The sequence below is a fragment of the Micromonospora sp. L32 genome (assembly GCF_052068055.1).
Taxonomy (GTDB): Bacteria; Actinomycetota; Actinomycetes; order Mycobacteriales; family Micromonosporaceae; genus Micromonospora; species Micromonospora purpureochromogenes.
Genome location: NZ_JBQHDD010000002.1, coordinates 763005 through 784412 on the forward strand (window position 1 = coordinate 763005; position 21408 = coordinate 784412).

Consider the following 21408-nt stretch of genomic DNA (forward strand, 5'->3'; position numbering starts at 1 on the left):
ATCAGCGCTGCTTCAGGCAGAGGACGAAGTCGAGGGTGTCCAGTTCGCTGTCGAAGAAGTACCAGTTGGTGTAGCCGGTGACGTTGGCGCACTTGGCCTCGGCGTCCTTCTCACCGCTGGTCTCGCCGTCGAAACGCCGCAGCACCTCGTACGTCTTCGGGGCGCAGTCGCTGATCAGCAGCTTGGGCTTGCCGCCCGCCGGACCCTCGTTGCGCACGCACTGCCCCGCCTTCACGAAGCGCGGATCGGCGGACGAGGCCGGCGCGGGGGTGGTCGGCGCCGGTTCGCCCGGGCCGGGCAGCGCCGCGCTCGGCGCCGTGGAGGCGGTGGGCGCGGCGTCCGACGCCGGTTCGTCGTCCCGGCCGGCCAGGTACCACAGCGTGGCGGCACCGGCGAGGACGAGCACCGCCAGCACGGCCAGCACCGCGATCAGCGGACCCCGACCCCGCTTCGGCTGCGGCGGCGTCGGATCGCCGAGGTACGCGCTGGGGCCGGCCGACCGGTACGGCCCGGTGGACGGGTGGACCTCGGTGGCCGCCCACCCGGGCTGCGGGTACGGCTGCTGGGCGTGCGGCTCGCCCCACGCGGGCGGGCCGTGCGGATCCGGTGCGGCGCCGTACGCGTCGTCCGGGCGTCGCCCGCCCCAAGGCTCCGGGGCGCCGCCACCCGGTGGCCCGTAGTTCGCCATGCACGCCTCCTGCGTACTCGCTGCTGAGAGGCCGGACACCCGTGCGGGACACCGACGCCGTGGTCACCGTAGCGTGGTCCACCGATGAGCTCACCTCCCGCGATTGCGACACCCACCCGGCCCGGCCTGATCTGGACGGCGCTGCTGCTGGTCTACGTCCTGTGGGGCTCCACCTACCTCGGCATCCGGATCGCCGTGGAGTCCATGCCGCCGCTCGCCTCGGCCGCCCTCCGGTTCGCCGCCGCCGGGCTGGTGCTCGCCGTCGTCCTGCGGGTGCGACGCGGCCCGGGGGCGTTGCGGGTGGACCGGCGTCAGCTCGCCTCCGCCGCCCTGGTCGGGGTGCTGCTGCTGGCCGGCGGCAACGGCCTGGTGGTGCTCGCCGAGGCGGGTCCGCCCGGCGTGGCCGTGCCGTCGGGCATCGCCGCGCTGCTGGTGGCCACCGTCCCGCTGCTGGTGGTGCTGCTGCGCACCGCCACCGGCGACCGACCGCGCGGTTGGACCTTCGCCGGAGTGACGCTCGGCTTCCTCGGCCTGGTGCTGCTGGTGCTGCCCACCGGCGGCACGGGCGCGGTGCCGCTGGCCGGCGCGCTCACCGTGGTCGCCGCGGCCACCTCCTGGTCGGTCGGCTCGTTCCTGTCCGGTCGGCTGGCCGTGCCCGGCGACCCGTTCGTCGCCACCGTGTACGAGATGTTCGCCGGCGCGGCGGCGCTCGCCGTGGTCGCCCTGGCTCGGGGCGAGCTGCGCGACTTCTCGCCGGGCGAGGTGACGGGCCGGTCCTGGGCGGCGCTGGCGTACCTGATGGTGGCCGGCTCGCTGGTGGCCTTCACCGCGTACGTCTGGCTGCTGCACCACGCGCCCATCTCACTGGTCGCCACGTACGCCTACGTCAACCCGGCCGTCGCGGTCGGGCTCGGCGCGCTGCTGGTCGCCGAGCCGATCACCGCGCAGGTGCTGCTGGGCGGCGCGGTGATCGTGGCCGGCGTGGCGCTGGTGGTGAGCACGGAGCGACCCCGGCGGCCGGCGGCGGAGCCCGCCGACGGGGCAGCCGCGGAACCTGCGCACCGGTAACGTCCCGGCCCGTGTCCGTCGGGCTGCTGACCGTCGCCGCGCTCTGCGGCGGCCTCGTCGGTGCGGCGGCGCCGACGTTCGCCGGCTGGTTCACCACGGACCGGTCCGCCACCGGCCGGTGGACGGTCGGCTGGGCGGTCGTCGGTGCGCTGGTGTTCGCCGGGCTGGCCGCCGCGCTCGGGCCGGACCCGGCGCTGCCGGCGTACCTGTTGGTGGCGGCCTTCGGTGTGGTGCTGGCGGTGGTCGACCTGGCCTGCCTGCGGCTGCCCGATCCGCTGGTCGGCGCGGCCGCCCTCGGCGGCGGCGCCGGCCTCGGGGTGGCCGCGCTCGCCGCCGGCACGCCGGGCCGCCTGGCGGTCGCCCTCGCCGGGGCCGCACTCTCCTTCTCCGGGTACGTCCTACTGGCGCTGCTGCCCGGTGCCCGGCTCGGCTTCGGCGACGTCAAGCTCGCCGCCGCCCTCGGCCTGCCGCTGGGCTGGCTGGGCTGGCCGACCCTGGGCTACGGGCTGCTCCTGCCGCACCTGCTGAACGGCGTGCTGGTGTTGGCCCTGCTGGCCGCCCGCCGGGTGCGCCGGGACACCGCCCTGCCGTTCGGCCCGGCGCTGCTCGCCGGAGCCTGGCTGGCCGTGCTCCTCGCCTGACCCGGCCGCCCTGCTCGCCGGCCCGGCGGGTCAGATCAGGCGGAGCTGGCGGTCCTTCGGTCGGCGGGGCTCGGTCTCGCCGAAGCGCTCGAAGAGCCCGGCGTCGATCACGTCGAGGAACGGCGACGGCCGGCAGTCCCGCTCCGACCCGTGCCGGACCCGGCGGGCGGCGTGGCTGACGTAGAGCCGGTCCTGGGCGCGGGTCAGGCCGACGAAGAAGAGCCGCCGCTCCTCGGCGACCGCGTCGTCGTCCGGCTCGGTGCCGGGCCAGCGCAGCGGCAGCAGCCCGTCCTCGGCCCCGACCAGGAAGACCACCGGGAACTCCAGCCCCTTGGCGGCGTGCAGGGTGAGCAGGGTGACCGCCTCGGCGCGCGGGTCGAGCGCGTCCACCTCCGCGCCGGTGGCGAGCTGGGACAGGAACAGCCCGAGGTCGTCGCCGCAGCGGCGGGCCAGCGGGGTGAGCAGGTCGACCGCCGTGCGGACGTCCTCGGGGCGCACCGCGGCGGCGCCGCCGTCCAGCGTCGGCACGGCGAAGCGCTCCGCCAGCACCTGCCCGGCCAGCCGGACGCGGGCCGGCAACGAACCGTCCAGCCCGTCCGCGTGCCGCAGCTCCCGGGCGATGGCGGTCACCCCGGGCCGGTCCCGCAGCCGGTCGTGCGAGCGCTTCTGCACCGGGATGTTCGCCCGGGCGAGGGCGTCGACGATCGGGGCGGCCTGCGCGTCGGTGCGGTAGAGCACCGCGATGTCCGAGAAGGAGAGCGTGGTCGACCGGCCGTCGATCCGACCCGAGTCCAGCGACCGGTGGGACAGGCCGCCGACCAGTTCGTCGATGGTGCGTACCAGGAAATCGGCCTCGTCGGCGACGGAGGCCGCCGGGTAGCGGCCGACCAGCGGGGCCTCCGGGTCGAGTCGCGCCGGGTCGAGCCGGCGGCCCCGCACCAGCGACGACGGCGCGATGGCCTGCACGGCGGCGGCCAGGATCGGTGCCGACGAGCGGTAGTTGCGGTTCAGCCGGACCAGCCGGGCGTCGGTGAAGTCCTGCGAGAAGCGCAGGAAGTAGCCCACGTCCGCGCCCCGGAACGAGTAGATCGCCTGGTCCGGGTCGCCGATCGCGCAGAGGTTGCCGTCGGCGGGGCTGAGCAGGCGCAGCAGCTCGTACTGGACCGCGTCGACGTCCTGGTACTCGTCGACGAAGATCCACCGCCAGCGTTCGCGGTAGTCGCGCACCAGCTTCTTGTCGGCCTTCAGCAGCGCGACCGGCAGGGTCAGCAGCTCGTCCAGGTCGACCAGGTCCTGCTTGCGCAGCAGCGCGGTGTAGCGGTCCGGGTCGTCGCCGGCCTCGGCGCGGGCGGCCGCCCGGTCGGCGTCGTCGGCGATCCGGAAGTCCGCCGGCAGCCCGGCGGCGGCCGCGTTCTCCCGCAGGATGGCCAGCCCGAGCGAGTGGAACGTGCCGACGGTGACGTCCTCGGCCACCGGGCCGAGCAGCCCGTCGAGGCGGTGCCGCAGCTCCTCGGCGGCCCGCCGGGTGAAGGTGATTGCCAGGCACTGCTCGGGGAAGACGTTCAGCTCCGCGCAGAGGTACGCGATTCGGTGGGTGAGGGTCCGGGTCTTGCCGGTACCGGGACCGGCCACGATCAGCAGCGGGCCACCCGGCGCGGACGCGGCCACCCGCTGCATCGCGTCCAACCGGTCGAGCAGGCCGGTGCCGACCTCCTCCATGCCGGCGAGCATCGGCTCGAACGGCTCGTGCGGCGAGGGCGCCGGCGCGATCGGCGGGGGAGGCGGCGGCGCGGCCTTCCGCTTCGGCTCGGCCTTCGGCGCCGCCGGGCGACGGGCCTTCGCCCCCGCCGCCGGCTCCGCGGGCCGTCGCTGCGCCGGCACGGGTACGTCGAAGAGCGTCTCCGCCTGCGCCCCGGTCGCCTTCCCGCCCAGCTCGGCCGGGTCGAAGAGGGTGATCACGCCGTACTCGCCGTCGTAGCCGGGCACCCGGCGGACGTCGCCGCGGCGTAGCCGGCCGATCCCCTCGGCCAGCAGTTCGCCGCCGACCCGCCCGATCTCGTCCAGCGGGGTACGGGTGAGGATCTCCAGCTCCGGGCCGAGCACGGCGACCAGCTCGTGGAGTTTCCCCTCGACCTTCTTGCTCCGCGCGCCCACCTTGTTGATCTCGCCGAGGATCTCGGCCAGCGGCACCAGGTGGGTGACCTCGCGGGCGTGCGCGGGGCGGTGCCCCGCCGGCCGGTCGGCCAGCTCCTCGACCCGGCTCAGCACGCCGACGGTCAGCGGCTTGCCGCACTCCGGGCAGCGCCCGCCGGCCTGCCGGGTCCGCCCGGGCGACCAGTTGACGCCGCAGAGCCGGTGCCCGTCCGCGTGGTACTTCCCCTCCTCCGGGAAGAACTCGATCGTCCCGGCCAGCCCGTCGCCGGTGCGCAGCGCCTCGCGGATAGCGAAGTAGTCGCGGTCGGCGGAGAAGACCGTCGCCTCCCGGGCCAGCGCCGGCGGGGAGTGCGCGTCGGAGTTCGAGACGAGCTGGTAGCCGTCCAGGCTGCCGACCCGCCAGTTCATCTCCGGGTCGGACGAGAGGCCGGTCTCCACCGCGAAGACGTGCTCGGCCAGGTCGGCGTAGCAGTCGGCGATCGCGTCGAAGCCGGACTTCGAGCCGAGCGCGGAGAACCAGGGCGTCCAGATGTGCGCCGGGACCAGGTAGCCGTCGCCGCTGGCCTCCAGGGTGATCTCCAGCAGGTCCCGGGAATCCAGGCCGAGAATCGGCCGGCCGTCCGACCCGAGGTTGCCGATCCGGCCAAGCGCCGTGTTGAACCGCGCCACCGCGTCCAGGTCGGGCAGATAGATCAGGTGGTGGACCTTGCGGGTCCGGTCGTCCCGCTTGTAGATCGTGGAGATCTCCACGCTGAGCATGAACCGGACCGGGTCGGTCTCCGCCTCGCTGGCCAGCCGGGGCGGCAGCCGGCGGGCGATGTCCCGCTCCGCCTCCGGGGCGAGCCGGTAGAGCCCGGGCTCGGCCGGGTGCAGCGTCTCGCGCAGGTGGTCGTACCAGGCGGGGTGGGTGAAGTCCCCGGTGCCGAGCACGCCGATGCCCTTGCGCCGCGCCCACCAGCCGAGGTTGGGCAGGGTGAGATCGCGGCTGCACGCGCGCGAGTACTTCGAGTGGATGTGCAGGTCCGCGACGAACGGCGGGACGCCACCGGGGGGTGCGGCGCTGAACGGAGGCACGCCGCATCCTGTCACGGCCGGTCCATCACCCGCCCGCCGCCACGCGTACGGGTGACCTGAGCAATCCGGTGCTGGACTCCGCCGCCCGGTCGCGCTATGGGGCGCGCAGCTCCACCAGGGTGATCTGCGGCGGGGCGCCGACCCGCACCGGCGGGCCCCAGAAACCGGCGCCGTTGGTGACGTACACCTTGGTGCCGTCCACCTCGCCGAGCCCGGAGACGACCGGCTGCTGGAGCTTGACGGCCAGGTTGAACGGCACGATCTGGCCGCCGTGGGTGTGTCCGGAGAGCTGGAGGTCGACGCCGAACTTCGCCGCCTCGTGCGCGGCGACCGGCTGGTGGGCCAGCAGCACGACCGGGCGGCTCGGGTCGCGGTCGCCGAGCGCGGCCGCGAAGTCGGCGGGCGCGGCCAGGCCGGTGCCGGCGGCGGTCACGTCGTTGACGCCGGCCACGTCCAGCACGCCACCCCGGGCGCGGATCTCCTGCCGCTGGTTCTGCAACACCCGCAGGCCGAGCCGGTCCACCTCCTGGACCCACTCCTCCACCCCGGAGTAGTACTCGTGGTTGCCGGTGACGAAGAAGTTGCCGTAGCGGGACCGCAAGCCGCGCAGCGGCGCCGCGGCCTCGCCCAGCTCGGCGACCGAGCCGTCGACCAGGTCGCCGACGACCGCGACGAGGTCGGCGTCGAGGCGGTTGATCGCGGCGACGATCCGTTCGGTGTGCTCCCGTCCGCGCAGCGGGCCGAGGTGGATGTCGGAGACGGTGGCGATCCGCAGCCCGTCCATGCTGCGCGGCAGCTTCGCCAGCGGGATCCGGACCCGGTCCAGCTCGGGCGGGCCCGTCGCCACCCGGACGCCGTAGCCGGTGACGCCGGCCGCGGTGAGCCCGGCGAAGATCGCCGCGCCCCGGGCCAGCAGCAGCCGGCGCGAGGCGTCGTGGTCGGGCTGATTCACGGCGTCGACGGCCGGCGGGTCGGCGGTGCCGGCCGCGCCGACCAGCACCGGCTCGGGCGCGGCGGCGGTCGACTCGGCGACCGCCGACCGGCGGCGCAGCACCAGTCGGGCGACCGCCATCGGCACTTCCAGCACCAGCAGCAGGACCAGCAGGTAGAACATCACCGCCAGCCAGAGGTAGCCCGGCCAGGCCAGCCAGAACGCCCCGACCGCCCGGGTGCCGGCCATCGTCGCCGGTACGAGCAGCGCCAGCAGCAGCGCGGCCACCGCGCCGATCCGCCGCCCCCGTCCGGGACGGGTGGTGTCCTTGACCAGCCGCTTCCACAGGTAGAAGTGGATCAGGCCGATGATCAGGGCCAGGGTGGCCAGGAACGCCAGAGTCGCCAACATGCCAGCCCTTTCTCAGCCGCCCGCGAAGGGGGGCAGCACGTCGATCGTGACCCCGGCCGGCAACGGCGTCCCACGATCATGACAGCGCACCCCGTCGACCAGGAAACTCGCCACCTCCAGCACGGCGGCCAGCCCTGGCCCGTGCCGCTCGGCGAGTTCACCGACCAGTTCGTCCAGCGAACGGCCGGCGGATGCGCTCTCCTCGGTGCGGCCGGCGGCGGCCCGGGCCCCGGCGAAGTAGCGGACGGTGAGATCCACGGCTCAGCCTCCGATCGCGGACATCGGCCGGGCCGGTTGCAGGAAGGTGGGGTCGTCGATGCCGTGCCCGGCGCGCTTGCCCCGCATGGCCACCTGCCAGCGGCGGGCCAGCTCCGCGTCGTCCGCCCCGCCGCGCAGCGCGCCGCGCAGGTCGGACTCCTCGGTGGCGAAGAGGCAGGCCCGGATCTGGCCGTCGGCGGTGAGCCGGGTCCGGTCGCAGTCGCCGCAGAACGGCCGGGTGACGCTGGCGATCACGCCGACCCGGGCCGGTCCGCCGCCGACCAGCCAGGTCTCGGCGGGGGCCGCGCCCCGCTCGGCCGAGTCGGGCGTCAGGGCGAACGCGCCGGCCAGCGAGGCCAGGATCTCGTCGGCGGTGACCATGGTGGCCCGGTCCCAGCCGTGCTGGGCGTCCAGCGGCATCTGCTCGATGAACCGCAGCTCGTAGCCGTGGTCGAGGGCGAACCGCAGCAGCGCCGGGGCCTCGTCGTCGTTGACGCCCCGCATCAGCACCGAATTGACCTTGACCGGGGTGAGCCCGGCGGCGGCGGCGCCGGCCAGCCCGGCGAGCACGTCGGCCAGCCGGTCACGCCGGGTCAGCCGGCTGAACCGGTCGCGGTCCAGGGTGTCCAACGACACGTTCACCCGGTCCAGCCCGGCCGCGCGCAGGGTGGGGGCGAGCCGGTCCAGGCCGATGCCGTTGGTGGTGAGGGAGATCCGGGGGCGGGGGGTCAGCGCGGCCACCTCGGTGACGATGCCGGCCAGCCCCGGCCGGATCAGCGGCTCGCCGCCGGTGAAGCGGACCTCGGTCACCCCGAGCCGTTCCACGGCGACCCGGACCAATCGGACGATCTCGTCGTCGCCGAGCAGCTGCGGCCCGGCCAGCCAAGGCAGACCCTCCGCCGGCATGCAGTACGTGCAGCGCAGGTTGCACTTGTCGGTCAGCGAGACCCGCAGGTCCCGGGCGACACGGCCGTACCGGTCGGCGAGGACGCCCTCGGCGGGCGGGGCGACGGTCACCCGTCGACCGTAGCGCGGCCGGTCCCGCCCAGCGCTGCTCGGGCGGCCCCGATTACCGCATCCCGGTACGCCGCGCCGAAGACGGCGGTGTGCACCAGCAGCAGGTGGAGCTGGTGCAGCGGCAGTCGGTCCCGCCAGCCGTCGGCCAGCGGCCACTCCTCCCGGTAGGCGCCGACGATCCGGTCGAGGTGCGGCGCGCCGCCGAAGAGGGCCAGTTGGGCCAGGTCGGTCTCCCGGTGCCCGCCGTGCGCGGCCGGGTCGACCAGCCAGGCCCGGTCGTCCACGCCCCAGAGCACGTTCCCCGGCCACAGGTCGCCGTGCAGCCGGGCCGGCGGCTCGTCGCCGCCGACCTCGCCGATCCGGGCGACAACCTGCTCCACCAGCGCGGCGTCCGCCCCGGTGAGCGCGCCGCCGTCCACCGACAGCGCCAGGTACGGCAGCAGCCGACGCCGGGCGAACCAGTCCGGCCAGGGCCCCTCGTCGGGGGTGTTGTCCTGCGGCAGCGGGCCGATGAAGCCGGGCCAGTCGGCGCCGAAGGCGGACGCCCCGGCCCGGTGCATCCCGGCCAGTTCCCGGCCGAACCGTTCGGCCGCCTCCGGGGACGGCTCGCCCGGCTCCACCCAGTCCAGCGCCAGCAGCTCCGGCAGCGCCGCCACCACCTCCGGTACGGCCACCGTGCCCGCCGCGCGCAGCCAACGCAGCCCGGCCGCCTCGCTGGCGAAGAAGCCCTCGGGCACCGGTTGGTCGGCCCGCTCCGGCCAGCTCTTGGCGAAGACGGAGTGACCGTCGTCCAGGGTGAGCCGGGAGGCGGCGCAGACGTCCCCGCCGGAGACCGGCGTCTCCCGGATCCGCTGGTGGGTCAGGAACGTCGGCAGGTGCTCCGGGTGCGCCCGCAGGTACGCCAGGTCCATCAGCGCAAGGTAGCCGCTCCCTGCCGCAACCGGGGGATTCCGAAGCCTGGCAAATCAATGACCTGTGGGAACACTCTCCGTGTCTGTGGACAACCCGCGTGTCGTCCACAGGGCCTGTCGGACGCGTCCCCCGGGTCGCAGGCTGCCGGCATGACCGCGACCGACCGCCCCCGGCTCACCGTCCGCTCGCCCGCCGACCTGCTCGCCGCCGTGCCGTACCTGCTCGGTTTCCATCCCGCCGACAGCGTCGTCGTGGTGGCGATGCGCGCCCAGCGGGTCGTCTTCGCCGCCCGTGCCGACCTGCCCGACCGTGGCACCGACCCCCGGCTGCCCGCCGACCACCTCGGCGGCGTCCTCGGCCGGCAGGACGCCGACGCCGCCACCGTCATCGGGTACGGCCCGGCCGACCGGGTCACCCCGACCGTCGACGCGGTACGCGCCGCACTGACCACGGCCGGCCTGACCGTGCTCGACGCGATGCGGGTGACCGACGGCCGGTACTGGTCGTACCTGTGCGCGGAGGCGGCCTGCTGTCCGCCCGACGGCACCCCGTACGACCCGGGCAGCAGCGAGGTCAGCGCCGCCGCGGTCTACGCCGGTCAGGTGGCGCTGCCCGACCGGGCCGCTCTCACCGCCCAGGTGGCCGCCGCCGACGGGCAGGACCGGGCGGCGATGCGGCAGGCCGGCGTCCGGGCCGAGCGGCGGCTGCTCACCCTGCTGGAGGAGGCGCCCGCCGCCGACCTGCTCGGCGGTCGCTCCATCCGGGCGGCCGGCGTCGCCGCCGTGCGGGACGCCCGGCGGGCGCACCGCCGGGGCGAGCGGCTCACCGACGACGAGGTGGCCTGGCTCAGCCTGCTCCTGACCCACCTCCCGGTGCGCGACCACGCCTGGGAACGCACCGACGGGCGGGAGGAGGACATCGACCTCTGGGGCGACGTGCTGCGCCGCGCCGAGGAGGAGTTGATCGCGGCGCCGGCGAGCCTGCTGGCCTTCGCCGCCTGGCGAGCCGGCCAGGGCGCCCTGGCTGCGGTCGCGTTGGAGCGGGCGCTGGCAGTCCACCCCGACTACTCCCTGGCCCAGCTCCTCGACGACCTGCTCCGCCGCGGCGTACCCCCGTCCGAGCTGGACGGCTGGCCGGCCGTCGGAGAGCCGGGCGTGGTCCGGCGGCGTCCCCGCCGGCGACGACACGTGCGGCGGGGCCTCGGATGAGGGTCGTGCGGGAAATTCTGCCGGCGGGCGGCTCAGTCGACCAGCATCCGGTGCCCGCCGGCGTAGACGTTCATCGTCCGGCCGCGCAGGAAGCCGACCAGCGTCATCCCGGCCTCCTCCGCCAGGTCGGCGGCGAGCGAGCTGGGCGCGGAGACCGCCGCGAGCAGCGGTACGCCGGCCATCCACGCCTTCTGGGTCAGCTCGAAGCTGGCCCGACCGGAGACCAGCAGCAGGTGCCCGGCCAGCGGGAGACGACGTTCCCGCACCGCCCAGCCGACCACCTTGTCCACCGCGTTGTGCCGGCCGACGTCCTCCCGCAGCACCACCGGCTCGCCCTCGGCGGTGAACAGCCCCGCCGCGTGCAGGCCGCCGGTGCGGTCGAAGGCCCGCTGGGCCGCCCGCAACCGGTCGGGCAGCGCGGCGAGCACCTCGGCCCGGACGGTGAGCGGATCGTCCACCACCGGGTACGGCGACCGGGTCCGCACCGCCTCGATGCTGGCCTTGCCGCAGACCCCGCACGAGCTGGTGGTGTAGAAGTTCCGGGACGGGTCGGTGGTGGGCTCCGGCACGCCCGGGGCGAGCACCACGTCCACCACGTTGTACGTGTTCGGGGTCTCCGCCCCGGCGCAGAGCTGGGCGGTGAGCACGTCCTCGGTCGACCGGATCAGCCCCTCGGTGAGCAGGAAGCCGATCGCCAGGTCGATGTCGTCGCCGGGGGTACGCATGGTGACCGCCAGCGGCCGGCGTCGACCGGGACCGGCCGGGCCGACCCGGATCTCCAGCGGCTCCTCCACCGAGAGGGTGTCCGGCCGGCGTACCGGGGCGCGTCCGTCGGCCACCGCGTCGAGGTCGATGCGGAGCACACTCCGCCGGTCAGTCGCCCGTCCCATCCCGCCATCCTCCCCCGCCCGCCGAGCGACCCGCACCACGACGCCGGCCGGCCGGCGGGCCCGCCGATCCAGTTCGCTGGTGGGGTAGGGCGCACGGGCCGACGACCCGCACCAGGACGCCGGCCGGCGTGCGGGCCCGCCGATCCCGCGATGTCGGCGGCGGAGGGCGGACGACGACGCCGGCCGGGCGGACGGGTCGGCGCGAGGCTACGGTGGCCCGGTGACGGCGTACGCGGCGGTGGTGCTCGCAGGCGGGGCGGCGCGCCGGATGGGCGGTCGGGACAAGCCGGCGCTGCCGGTCGGCGGAACGCCGATGCGGGAGCGGGTGCTGGCGGCCGTCGCCGACGCGGCCCCGCGGATCCTGGTCGGGCCGGCCGACGCGGTCCCCGGCGACGTGCTGGTGACCCGGGAGCGACCGCCGGGCGGTGGCCCGGTGGCGGCGACCGCGGCCGGGCTCGCACTGCTGCCCCCCGACACGACCACCGTCGCCCTGCTCGCCGCCGACCTGCCGCTGCTCACCCGGGAGGCGGTCGGCGTGCTGCTGCGCACGCTGCACCCGAAGCCCGACGGGGCGCCGCCGCGCGGTCACGGGGACGACGGGCCGGACGGGGTCTGCCTCCTCGACGACCGGGGCCGGCGGCAGCCGCTGTGCGGTGTGTGGCGGGCGGCGGCGTTGCGGGACGCGCTGGCCCGCCTCGTCGGGCGTCGGGGCGGTACGCCCGACGGCGCCTCGATGCGGGAGTTGCTCGCCGAGCTGAGGGTGCGTGACCTGCCGTGGTCCGGCAGCGGCCCGCCGCCGTGGTTCGACTGCGACACTGACTCGGACGTACGCCGGGCTGAGGAGTGGACGCGATGACGGTGATGGACGACTGGCTGACGGCGGCCTGCGCCGAGCTGGGGCTCGACCCGGCCGAGGTCCCGGTGCCGACGGTGCTCGACCTGGCCAGGGACGTCGCCCACCAGGTGCTGCGGCCGGGCGCGCCGGTGAGCGCGTACCTGCTCGGGGTGGCGGTCGGGCGCGGCGCCGACCCGGCGGGCGCCGCCGCGCGGCTGAGCGCCCTGGCCGCGACCTGGCCGGTGGAGCTGGGCGGCGACCGCCCCGACTGAGTCGCACCCGCCGCGTTGTCCGATCCCGGTCGCGGTGGATTCGACACCGGGTGGGCCTGGGTAGGGTGACCTTGACGGACGGAGGCGATCATGACGGCAGACCACCCCTCGAAGCCGACCGGTGATCAGCCCGGCAGCTCGCCGGAGCAGCACGAGTCGGTCCTGCTGGACGAGCCGAGCACGGCCGACCTGCGGGCCAAGGTGACCGAGGCGTGGCGGGAGTTCGCCCGCGCCCTGGCCGAGCGGCTGCGCGCGCTGCCCACCGGGGCGCACGTCGAGCTGACCCTCGACCCGACCGCCTCCGGCACCGGCAACGCCATCTACTCGATCAGCGTGGACGTGGGCGACGGGGGGCGGGTCTCCGCACGGGCGGTCGGCAACGCCACCCTGCCGCAGGGCTACCGGCTGGACCGGGCCGCCGTCGCGGACATGATCGCGCTGGGCTGGTCGCCGCCGGGCGTGCTGGAGGGCTCCCGGGACCAGTTCGGCCTGGAGGGCTCGACCGCCGACGCCAGCAAGGTGGCCGCGCTGCTCTCCCGCACCCTGCGCGACGTCTACGGCGCCCCGCACCCGGCCTTCCTCGTCTACCTCGTGCACGACGCCGAGGGGGAGCCGCTGCCGGCCGAACCGCTCGGCACCGCGCGCAGCGAGTTCGGCCCGGACCGCGACGTCGAGGCGGACCTCGACGAGGCGCTGGCCGCCGCCGCGAGCGCGCAGAAGAGCGAAGAGGGCGAGGACGTGCTCGCGCTGGAGGAGCGGGTCCGCACCGTCGTGTCGACCATGCTCAAGTCGAAGTCCGACCAGCTCCAGGTGGACTCGGACGGCGACATCAACATCCGGGCCGGCTCGGCGATGGTGTTCGTCCGGGTACGCGACAACCCGCCGCTGGTCGACGTCTTCTCGCCGGTGCTCACCGAGGTGGAGCCGACCGAGCGCCTCTACGTGAAGCTCTCCGAGCTGACCAACCGGATGCCGATCGGCCGGCTCTACTGCGCCGACGACACCGTCTGGGCCTCCATCCCGGTCTTCGGCCGCAACTTCCAGGCCACCCACCTGATGCTCGCGGTGCAGGTGATGACCGGGCTGGCCGACGAGCTGGACGACCGGCTGCACGGCGAGTTCGGCGGCAAGCGGTTCTTCGGCGAGGGTGACAAGCCGAGCCGGCCGGCGGACTCCGAGCACCGGACGGGCATGTACCTCTGACTTCCGGCGGCGCCCGCTCGCCCCGTGCGCCGACTCGTCAGCCGACGTCGAGCAGGGTCTTGCCGACGGTGGCCCGCGACTGCATCGCGGCGTGCGCCTCGGCGGCCCGCTCCAACGGGAACCGCTGCCCGATCAGCGGGCGCAGCCGCCCGGCCGCGCCCTCGGCCAGCGCCCGCCCGGTGAGCGCGCGCAGCTCGTCCGGGCCGGCGGTCGGTCGCAGCAGCGTCACCCCGCGCGCCGTGGCGGTCTCCGCCGGCACGTCGGTCCAGCTGCCGGAGGCGAGCCCGAAGCTGAGCATCCGACCGCCGGGGTCGAGCAGGTCGAACGCCGCACTGCCAACGTCGCCGCCGACGCCGTCGAAGACGACGTCCACCCCACCGGTCGCGGCGCGTACCCGGTCGGCCCAGTCGGGCTCCCGGTAGTCGATCACGACGTCGGCGCCCGCCGCCCGGACCAGTTCCGTCTTGCGGGGGCCGCCAGCCAGGCCCACCACCCGTGCTCCCGCCCGCGCGGCGAGCTGGACCAGCAGGCCGCCCACCCCACCGGCGGCGGCCTCGACCAGTACCCGTTCCCCTGCCTTGGGGGCTGCCGAGTCGGCCAGCAGCAGCGCGGTGCGGCCGTCGGCGAGCAGCGCCACCGCGTCGTCCAGCGCCAGCGCGTCGGGCACCTCGACCGGCGCGGCCCGGTCCACGACGACCCGTTCGGCGTACCCGCCGGAGCCGCCGGTGCCGCTGACCACCCGTCGGCCGACCAGCCCGGGGTCCACGTCCGGGCCCACCGCGCCGATCACGCCGCCGACCCCGTTGCCGGGGATCACCGGCAACGGGCCGCGGAACGGCCCGAAACCGGTGGCCCGGAACATCGTCTCGACGAAGGTGAGGTTGACGTGGGCCACCTCGATCAGCACCTGCCCCGGCCCGGGCGTCGGGTCGGACGCCGTTCCCGGCACCAGCACCTCCGGCCCGCCGAACTCCCGCAGCCACACCGCCCGCACGATCCCCCCTCACGCCGCCCGTCCGGCCCAGTCGACGACATGAAGTGGGGTTGAGGTCAAGCGCGGGTCAGCCGGTGGACGGCCCGACGCCGGGGGACTCGACCAGGCGGGAGAGCACGATGGTGCTCCGGGTGGAGGTCACGAACGACTCCGCCCGCAGCCGCTCCAGCGCCTCCTCCAGGTGGGCGATGTCGGCGGCCCGCAGGTGCACCAGGGCGTCCGCCTCGCCCGAGACGGTGTACGCCCCGACCACCTCCGGGTGCCGCCGGGCGGCCACCCCGATCTGCGCGGGGGTGGTCCGGCCGGCGCAGAAGAGCTCGACGAAGGCCTCCGTGGTCCAGCCGACGGCGGCCGGGTCGACCACCGCCGTGAAGCCCCGGATCACCCCGGCGGAGCGGAGCCGGTCGACGCGTCTCTTCACCGCCGGAGCGGAGAGTGACACCCGGGTGCCGATGTCGGCGTACGACGCGCGAGCGTCCGCCACGAGCAACGCAATGATTCGCTGGTCGACCGCGTCTATCTGCAACGTTCCGCCTTCAGAAAGCAAGAGTTCTGGCTGTTACCAAAGTTCTACGCTACCTACTCTTGGTCACCGTGAACCAGCAGCGAGTGCCGCGAAAGCGGACATATCTCATGTGCTCGCCCGAGCATTTCGCCGTCGAGTACGCCATCAACCCGTGGATGGACGTCACCACCGCGGTCGACGCGGAGCTGGCGGTCAAGCAGTGGGACCGTCTGCGGGAAACGCTGGTCGGCCTCGGCCACGACGTGCACCTGCTCACCCCCGAGGCCGGGCTGCCGGACATGGTCTTCGCCGCCAACGGTGCCTTCGTGGTGGACGGGACGGTCTACGGCGCCCAGTTCAAGCACGAGCAGCGGACCGCCGAGGCCGCCGCGCACCGGGCGTTCTACGAGTCGCAGGGCTGGCGGTTCATCGCGCCGAGCGAGACCAACGAGGGCGAGGGTGACTTCGCGTACCTGCCGGAGGCGCACGGCGGGCTGGTCCTCGCCGGCCACGGCTTCCGCACCGAGCTGCCGGCGCACGCCGAGGCGCAGGAGGCGCTCGGCCGGCCGGTGGTGTCGCTGCGCCTGATCGACCCGCGCTTCTACCACCTCGACGTGGCGCTGGCCTCGATCGACGACGAGAACATCGTCTACTTCCCGGGCGCCTTCTCGGCGGCCAGCCAGAAGGTGCTCACCCAGCTCTTCCCCGACGCCGTGATCGCGGACGACGAGGATGCGATGACCTTCGGCCTGAACCTGGTCAGCGACGGGCTCAACGTCGTGCTCAACAGCGAGGCGACCCGGCTGGCCGGCAAGCTCAAGGCGGCCGGCTACCACCCGGTGCCGGTCGAGCTGGCCGAGCTGAAGAAGGGCGGCGGCAGCGTGAAGTGCTGCATCGCCGAGCTGCGTCACTGACGCCACCACGGCGTACGCCGAGGGCCGGCCTCCCCCCGGGGAGACCGGCCCTCAGTGCGTACGGGGCCCCGTGCTCAGCCGAGCGTGGCGATCTCGTTGAGCATGACGTTGGACAGCAGCCGGCCGTCGAACTGCACGGTGCGCAGGTACCACCGCTGCTGCGGCGTGCGGGGCTGGTTGAACTGCCACACCCCGCGCGGGCTGTCGATCTGGCCCACCTTGCCGAGGGCCAGGTTGACCTGCTGCGGGGTCGGGTTCGCCCCGGCGATCCGGATCGCCCCGTCGAGCACCTGGGCGGCGTCGTACGAGGCCATCGCGTAGGTGCTGGGCGAGACGTTGAACGTCTTGCGGTACGCGGATGCGAAGATCCGGTTGGCGTTGTTGTTCAGGTCGGCCGAGTAGTTCGACACGGTCTGGATCGGGCCGGGCAGCAGCCGTTCCTCCTTGTCCAGCAGCACCCCGCGTACCTCGTTGAGCACGCTGCCCTCGGTGAGGAAGCCGGGCGCGTAGATCGGCCCGGTGTAGGCCGGGCGGTGCCGGCGCAGCTGCTTGATGAACTGGATGGCCGCGGTGCCGGAGAAGTGGCAGAAGATCGCGGTGGGCCTGCGGTTGAGCGCCTGCCGGATGTCGTAGGCGTACGTGCTCTCGCCCGGGTTGGCGGTGGGGTTCGTCCAGACCGGCTCGCCGGCGATCCGCGGATCGTCGACGCCGAAGCCCTGGCGGAAGCCCTGCACGACGTCGAGGCTGGCGCCGCCCTCCGGCGCGATGATCAACACCCGGCTGCCGGCCGGCAGCCGCTGCTTGAGGTACGCCCCGAGCGCCCGGCCCGGCTCGTCCAGCACGTACGAGGTGCGCCAGATGTAGACCACGCTCTGCAGGCTGACCGGCGAGGCGTTCGACCCGATCAGCGGCACCCGGGCCTTCTCCACGATGTCCCGGATGCCGGACATCACCGTCGGGTTGACCACCCCGGTGAGAGCGAGCACGCCCTGCTTGAGCAGGCCGTTGACGGCGTCCTGACCGGTTTCGGCCCTGTCGCCCTCGTCGGCCTTCACCAGGGTCACCGGGTGCCCGCCGAGGCGCTGGCCGTGGGTGGCCAGGTAGAGCTCGAAGCCGTTGACGAGGTCCTCGCCGATGGTCTTGCCCGAGCCACTTTCGGGGGCGACGAGACCGATCTTGATCGGCGAGCCGGTCGCGACCGGCTCAGCCTCGTCGTCCGTGCCGCAGCCGGCGACCAGCCCGGTGGTACCGAGCGCGGCCAGCAGCTGCAGGGCGCGCCTGCGGTTCATCTGCGACACCAAAATCCTTCCGGAGCGTTGCGGGGCGTCACCGCCCCCTCGGCGTTCTACCTGGTTGACGACGCTGCGTCAATGGCTAGTGATCTTTGTGCAGCGACTGCAACGCGGCTCTGACGCGCGGCCAGGCGGCCGACTCCGGGTCGATGAGCCCGAAGTGCTCGCATTCCGGCAGTTCAACGAGGCTCACATCGGCCCCCGCCGCCTTGGCCGCAGCCGCGTAACCCCGGCTGATCGTTACCGGCACCTGCAGGTCCTGGACCCCGTGGAGGATCACGGTACGTGTCCGAAGCGGCACCAACTCCCGTGGATCGGCCGCCGCGTACCGGTCCGGGTGCTCCGTCGGGCCGCCGCCGAGCAGCGCGGCCACCGCCCCGCCGTCCAGGTCCAGCCGGTACGCCTCGGCGAGGTCGGCGACCGGGGCCAGCGCCAGCACCCCCCGTACGGTGGCCGGGGCGTGCGCCGCCGCGTAGAGCGCGAGGTGTCCGCCGGCGGAGTGCCCGAGCAGCAGCGGTGGCCCGGCGGCCACCCGGCCGGGCAGGGCGCGGGCCGCCAGCGCGGGTAGCGCCGCCACCCCGGCCAGCACGTCGGTGAGGGTGCCCGGCCAGCCGCCGCCCGGCTGCCCGGTCCGCCGGTACTCCAGCTGCGCCACCGGCCAGCCCAGCGCCGCCAACGCGGTGGCCAGCGGGCCGGTGTGGGTCCGGTCGTACTCGGCGCGCCAGAAGCCACCGTGCAGCACCGCGACCAGCGGCCGGGCCGGGCCGTCCCCGGCGGGGCGACGCAGGTCGACGATCTGGTCGGGGTGGTCGCCGTAGGCGAGGGTCTCATCGGGGGACGGAGCGGGCCGGGTGAGCACGGCGCGCGGGTCGGCGGGCATGTCGGCGACGGTAGCGCGACGGTCACCGGCCGGGGGGCGTGACCGGTCCCACCGCGTGCGGCTCGCGGGCGTGGGTAAAGATGGGTGCCATGACCGACGCGCACTCCGCTGGACAGAACGACGAGCCGGGCACCGAGGACACCGGGCACTCGGGCACCGTGGTGGTGATCGGCCCCGACGGCCGCCCGGTCGGCACCGTGCAGACCGACGAGCAGGCGGGCGAGGACCCGACCCGCCTGGTCGAGCAGCCGGCCAAGGTGATGCGGATCGGCAGCATGATCAAGCAGCTGCTGGAGGAGGTCAAGTCGGCCCCGCTGGACGACGCCAGCCGGCACCGGATGCGGGAGATCCACGAGCGGTCGATCGTCGAGCTCAAGGAGGGCCTCGCCCCCGAACTGCGCGAGGAGCTGGAGCGGATCTCGCTGCCCTTCACCGAGGAGAAGGCGCCCAGCGAGGGCGAGCTGCGCATCGCCCACGCCCAACTCGTGGGCTGGCTGGAGGGGTTGTTCCACGGCATCCAGGCCGCGCTGGTCGCCCAGCAGATGGCCGCCCGGGTGCAGCTGGAGCAGATGCGTTCCGGCCGGCAGGCCCTCCCCAGCGGCCCCGGCGGGATGGTGCCCGGCATGCCGGGCATCGGCCAGCCGCAGGGCGGCGAGGGGCATCCCACCGGCCAGTACCTCTGACCGGCGGGCCCGCTCAGCCCGCCCCGAAGACCTTCTCCAGGTACGCCGCCACGCCGTCGGCGGAGTTCGCCCCGGTCACCTCGTCGGCGATCTCCAGGACGGCGGGGTGTGCGTTGGCCACCGCCACCGCCCGACCGGCCCAGGTCAGCATCGGCAGGTCGTTGGGCATGTCGCCGAACGCGAGCACGTCGCGTTCGTGGATGCCGAGGCGGGCGGCGTACCAGGCCAGCCCGGCCGCCTTGGTCACCCCGGCGGCGGAGATCTCCACCAGCCCGCTGTACGACGAGTGCGTCGCCTCGGCCAGCCCCTGCAGCGCCCCGGCCACCACCCGGACGAAGACGTCCGGGTCCTGCTCCCCGGCCCGGGCCAGCAGCTTCACCGCCGGTACGGAGTGCAGCTCCTCGGGCGACTCGACGGCCCGGATGGCGTCGTGGTCGGCGTCCCAGCGCAGCGGGTAGTGCGCCTCGTGCCGCATCTGCCGGCTGTCGACGATCTCCACCGCGAAGCTCACCTCGGGCACCGCGGCGCGCAGCCGGCGGGCCACCTCGGCGAGGAGTTCCGGGGCGAGCGGGTCGGCCCGCAGCACCTCGTCGGCGACCGGGTCGTACACCACGGCGCCGTTGGCGCAGATCGCCGGCAGCGGGGCGGCGAGCTGGTCGTACACGAGCTGGAGCCAGCGGATCGGGCGGCCGGTGACCAGCACGACCGGCGTGCCCTGCGCGCAGATCCGCTCCAGCACCGTCGCGGTACGCGCGCTGAGCGTCCGGTCGTCGCCGAGCAGCGTGCCGTCGATGTCGGTCGCGACCAGTCGGGGTGTCTCTCCCATCACCGGGAGAGTAGCCGGTCCAGGTAGACCGCGACCCCGTCGTCGTCGTTGCGCAGGGTGATCTCGTCCGCGGCGGCGCGGACCGCGGGGTGCGCGTTGGAGACGGCCACCCGGCCCCAGCCGGCCCAGGAGAACATCGGCAGGTCGTTGGGCATGTCCCCGAAGACCAGCACCTCCGCCGGGTCGACGCCGAGCCGTTCGGCCACCACGCTGAGCCCGGTGGCCTTGTCCACCCCCGGCGGGCAGATTTCGACGAAGCCCAGCCCGGCCTGGGTGAGCGTGGCCACCTGCGGCGGGACGATCCGGCGGGCGGTGGCCAGCAGCTCGTCCACGTGGTGGTCGGCGGTCCGGACGAACGCCTTGATCACGTCACAGGAGAGGCACTCGGCGCGGCTGCGCGCCTCGAACCGGTCCTGGTACGGCCAGCTCGGGTGGTAGTCGCCCCAGAGCGGCGCGTCCTGCTCGGCGGACGCCTCGACCATCACGGTCAGCGGCCCGACCTCGGCCTCCAGGTCGGCCAGCAGTCCGGCCAGCACCTCACCGGGCAGCCGCTCGTCGCGCAGCACCACCGGGCCGGCCGGGTCGCTCTGGTCCACCACGCAGCCGCCGCCGGCCATCACCAGGAAGTCGGCGGCGCGGATGTCGTTGCGGGTGAGTTCCTTGAGCCGGGGGCCGCGACCGGTCGCGCCGACCACCGGGATGCCGGCGGCCCGCACCCGGTCGAGCACCTGGTGGGTGTACGCGGAGACGGTCTCGTCGCTACGGACGAGCGTCCCGTCCAGATCGGTGGCGATCAGCTTGGGCAGGCCCGGGCGGATCATGGTTCCTCCTTCGCCCGCCGCCGTCGCAGCCAGCCGTTTCGGTCATCGGTGCCTCGACCCGGAGTGACGGCGGGCAGCAACCGTACCTCGCGGTACCGGCCCCGACCACGGCGTTCCGGCGAATCCGGCGCCAACGCCCGGTGACGCCCGGGCCCCGTCCCGGTGGGCGCCGCCGCACCGCCCCGGCCCGGTCGGGACGGCCGGTCAGCCGGCCGACTCCCGACGGGCGAACGGCACGGTCGGCGTGACGGTGAGGTCGGCCGGGCCGTCGTCCTCCACGCGGCCGGGCCGGCGGTAGTCGACCGGCTCCGCCTGCGGGTCGGTGTCCTCCTCCGACCGCTCGGCCGGCTGCCGGCCGGCGAGCTGGAGCGCGGCCCCGGCCAGCGCGGTCGCCACGAAGGCCATCACCAGGCCCCGCCCGTAGTCCACCCGGAAGCCGTCCTCGGACGAGTAGAACAGGGCCCGCTGTCCGGAGTCGTCCAGCGAGAAGGCGGTCGCCGTCAGCAGCGCCAGCAGCGCGCCGGCCACGGCCAGACCGGCCAGCCGCGCCTCCCGCCGGACGGCCGGGCCGCCGCGCAGGGCCAGCGCCGTCACGGCGGCGAGCAGCAGCAGCCCCACCAGGTACGCGACCCCGAAGCCGTCGACCTCGGCCACCCCGCCGGGCACCCGGACGGTGACGTTGCCCTCCGGGCCCCCGTTGGGCAGCGTCATCACCAGCCACTCGCCGACCAGGGAGGCCATCGCCGCGACCGCGCCGAGGACGGCCAGCACCAGGGGCAGCCGGCGGTCCCGGCCGAGCCCGCCGAGGGCCCGGCCCCACCTTCCGGCCGGGGCGGGGGACGGCGAGCCCCACTCGACGACGGCCGTGCCGTCGGAGCGGTCCTCCTGGCGCGGGACGGGGAGATCCTGGGACATCGGCCACCTTCCGCCG

At 74.9% G+C, this 21408-nt stretch carries 21 protein-coding genes and 1 pseudogene; 8 read left to right on the top strand and 14 right to left on the bottom strand.

All coding sequences use genetic code 11. From position 1 onward, the window contains the following. Window position 1 precedes the first annotated feature (1 nt). Window positions 2–490, bottom strand: a pseudogene (locus tag ACTMTB_RS08230) (LppU/SCO3897 family protein); the annotation flags it as partial. Window positions 491–772: 282 nt separating this feature from the next. Here ACTMTB_RS08230 and ACTMTB_RS08235 point away from each other — a divergent pair. Together ACTMTB_RS08235 and ACTMTB_RS08240 are read left to right on the top strand one after the other, a co-directional pair. After that, window positions 773–1756: an EamA family transporter gene (locus ACTMTB_RS08235; protein ID WP_441143760.1), complete on the top strand. Its 984-nt coding sequence runs from the start codon at window positions 773–775 to the stop codon at window positions 1754–1756. A gap of 11 nt (window positions 1757–1767) precedes the next feature. After that, on the top strand, window positions 1768–2397 hold the full coding sequence (locus ACTMTB_RS08240; RefSeq protein ID WP_441143762.1) for a prepilin peptidase: 630 nt from the start codon (window positions 1768–1770) through the stop codon (window positions 2395–2397). 30 nt (window positions 2398–2427) lie between these two features. Here the strand turns inward: ACTMTB_RS08240 and ACTMTB_RS08245 are convergent, their stop codons facing one another. The 5 genes from ACTMTB_RS08245 to ACTMTB_RS08265 form a co-directional block, all read right to left on the bottom strand. Further along, window positions 2428–5625, bottom strand: a complete 3198-nt coding sequence (locus tag ACTMTB_RS08245; RefSeq protein ID WP_441143764.1) for a UvrD-helicase domain-containing protein — start codon at window positions 5623–5625, stop codon at window positions 2428–2430. Window positions 5626–5719: 94 nt separating this feature from the next. Continuing rightward, a complete protein-coding gene (locus tag ACTMTB_RS08250; RefSeq protein WP_441143766.1) occupies window positions 5720–6967 on the bottom strand; it encodes a metallophosphoesterase in 1248 nt (415 codons plus the stop codon). A 12-nt stretch (window positions 6968–6979) separates the two neighbouring features. Beyond that, the gene (locus ACTMTB_RS08255) at window positions 6980–7225 is read right to left on the bottom strand and encodes a MoaD/ThiS family protein (protein ID WP_441143768.1); all 246 of its coding nucleotides are present in this window, start codon (window positions 7223–7225) and stop codon (window positions 6980–6982) included. A gap of 3 nt (window positions 7226–7228) precedes the next feature. Next, window positions 7229–8242 (bottom strand): GTP 3',8-cyclase MoaA, encoded by a 1014-nt coding sequence (gene moaA, locus ACTMTB_RS08260; RefSeq protein WP_441143770.1) that lies wholly within the window; start codon window positions 8240–8242, stop codon window positions 7229–7231. Continuing rightward, a complete protein-coding gene (locus ACTMTB_RS08265) occupies window positions 8239–9153 on the bottom strand; it encodes a fructosamine kinase family protein (RefSeq protein WP_441143772.1) in 915 nt (304 codons plus the stop codon). Before ACTMTB_RS08265 ends, moaA begins: the two co-directional genes overlap by 4 nt. Before the next feature lie 150 nt (window positions 9154–9303). On the opposite strand from ACTMTB_RS08265, the gene ACTMTB_RS08270 reads away from it, so the two are divergent. Beyond that, window positions 9304–10362 carry a DUF4192 domain-containing protein gene (locus tag ACTMTB_RS08270; RefSeq protein ID WP_441143773.1) on the top strand — a complete coding sequence of 353 codons (1059 nt, stop codon included), beginning with the start codon at window positions 9304–9306 and terminating at the stop codon, window positions 10360–10362. A 32-nt stretch (window positions 10363–10394) separates the two neighbouring features. Here the strand turns inward: ACTMTB_RS08270 and fdhD are convergent, their stop codons facing one another. Further along, on the bottom strand, window positions 10395–11252 hold the full coding sequence (gene fdhD, locus ACTMTB_RS08275; protein WP_441143775.1) for a formate dehydrogenase accessory sulfurtransferase FdhD: 858 nt from the start codon (window positions 11250–11252) through the stop codon (window positions 10395–10397). A gap of 220 nt (window positions 11253–11472) precedes the next feature. Here fdhD and mobA point away from each other — a divergent pair, with 220 nt between their 5' ends. The 3 genes from mobA (at window position 11473) to ACTMTB_RS08290 (ending at window position 13562) form a co-directional block, all read left to right on the top strand. Then, window positions 11473–12108, top strand: coding sequence for a molybdenum cofactor guanylyltransferase (gene mobA, locus ACTMTB_RS08280; protein ID WP_441143777.1), 636 nt, complete (start codon window positions 11473–11475; stop codon window positions 12106–12108). Beyond that, window positions 12105–12359 (top strand): DUF6457 domain-containing protein, encoded by a 255-nt coding sequence (locus ACTMTB_RS08285; protein WP_154941128.1) that lies wholly within the window; start codon window positions 12105–12107, stop codon window positions 12357–12359. The genes mobA and ACTMTB_RS08285 overlap by 4 nt, the downstream gene beginning before the upstream one ends. 90 nt (window positions 12360–12449) lie before the next feature. Beyond that, window positions 12450–13562 carry a T3SS (YopN, CesT) and YbjN peptide-binding chaperone 1 gene (locus tag ACTMTB_RS08290; protein WP_441143779.1) on the top strand — a complete coding sequence of 371 codons (1113 nt, stop codon included), beginning with the start codon at window positions 12450–12452 and terminating at the stop codon, window positions 13560–13562. 37 nt (window positions 13563–13599) lie between these two features. Here the strand turns inward: ACTMTB_RS08290 and ACTMTB_RS08295 are convergent, their stop codons facing one another. Both ACTMTB_RS08295 and ACTMTB_RS08300 read right to left on the bottom strand, forming a co-directional pair. Beyond that, window positions 13600–14556, bottom strand: a complete 957-nt coding sequence (locus tag ACTMTB_RS08295) for a zinc-binding dehydrogenase (protein WP_441143781.1) — start codon at window positions 14554–14556, stop codon at window positions 13600–13602. A 67-nt stretch (window positions 14557–14623) separates the two neighbouring features. Further along, on the bottom strand, window positions 14624–15082 hold the full coding sequence (locus ACTMTB_RS08300; protein WP_441143783.1) for an Lrp/AsnC family transcriptional regulator: 459 nt from the start codon (window positions 15080–15082) through the stop codon (window positions 14624–14626). A 59-nt stretch (window positions 15083–15141) separates the two neighbouring features. Here ACTMTB_RS08300 and ddaH point away from each other — a divergent pair, with 59 nt between their 5' ends. After that, complete coding sequence (ddaH, locus tag ACTMTB_RS08305) at window positions 15142–15975, top strand: dimethylargininase (RefSeq protein ID WP_441143785.1); 834 nt, start codon at window positions 15142–15144, stop codon at window positions 15973–15975. Window positions 15976–16049: 74 nt separating this feature from the next. On the opposite strand, the gene ACTMTB_RS08310 is transcribed toward ddaH, so the two are convergent. Continuing rightward, complete coding sequence (locus ACTMTB_RS08310; RefSeq protein WP_441143787.1) at window positions 16050–17273, bottom strand: ABC transporter substrate-binding protein; 1224 nt, start codon at window positions 17271–17273, stop codon at window positions 16050–16052. 76 nt (window positions 17274–17349) lie between these two features. Then, on the bottom strand, window positions 17350–18147 hold the full coding sequence (locus tag ACTMTB_RS08315; RefSeq protein ID WP_441143789.1) for an alpha/beta hydrolase family protein: 798 nt from the start codon (window positions 18145–18147) through the stop codon (window positions 17350–17352). A gap of 80 nt (window positions 18148–18227) precedes the next feature. Between ACTMTB_RS08315 and ACTMTB_RS08320 the strand changes: the two genes are divergently transcribed. Continuing rightward, the gene (locus ACTMTB_RS08320; RefSeq protein ID WP_334569920.1) at window positions 18228–18830 is read left to right on the top strand and encodes a bacterial proteasome activator family protein; all 603 of its coding nucleotides are present in this window, start codon (window positions 18228–18230) and stop codon (window positions 18828–18830) included. Window positions 18831–18843: 13 nt separating this feature from the next. Here ACTMTB_RS08320 and ACTMTB_RS08325 read toward each other — a convergent pair whose 3' ends face one another. From ACTMTB_RS08325 to ACTMTB_RS08335, 3 genes are all read right to left on the bottom strand, one after another. After that, a complete protein-coding gene (locus ACTMTB_RS08325) occupies window positions 18844–19656 on the bottom strand; it encodes an HAD family hydrolase (RefSeq protein ID WP_357609639.1) in 813 nt (270 codons plus the stop codon). Then, window positions 19656–20477: an HAD family hydrolase gene (locus ACTMTB_RS08330; protein WP_441143792.1), complete on the bottom strand. Its 822-nt coding sequence runs from the start codon at window positions 20475–20477 to the stop codon at window positions 19656–19658. The genes ACTMTB_RS08325 and ACTMTB_RS08330 overlap by 1 nt, the downstream gene beginning before the upstream one ends. 204 nt (window positions 20478–20681) lie before the next feature. After that, complete coding sequence (locus ACTMTB_RS08335) at window positions 20682–21392, bottom strand: hypothetical protein (protein ID WP_441143794.1); 711 nt, start codon at window positions 21390–21392, stop codon at window positions 20682–20684. Between the last annotated feature and the right edge of the window lie 16 nt (window positions 21393–21408).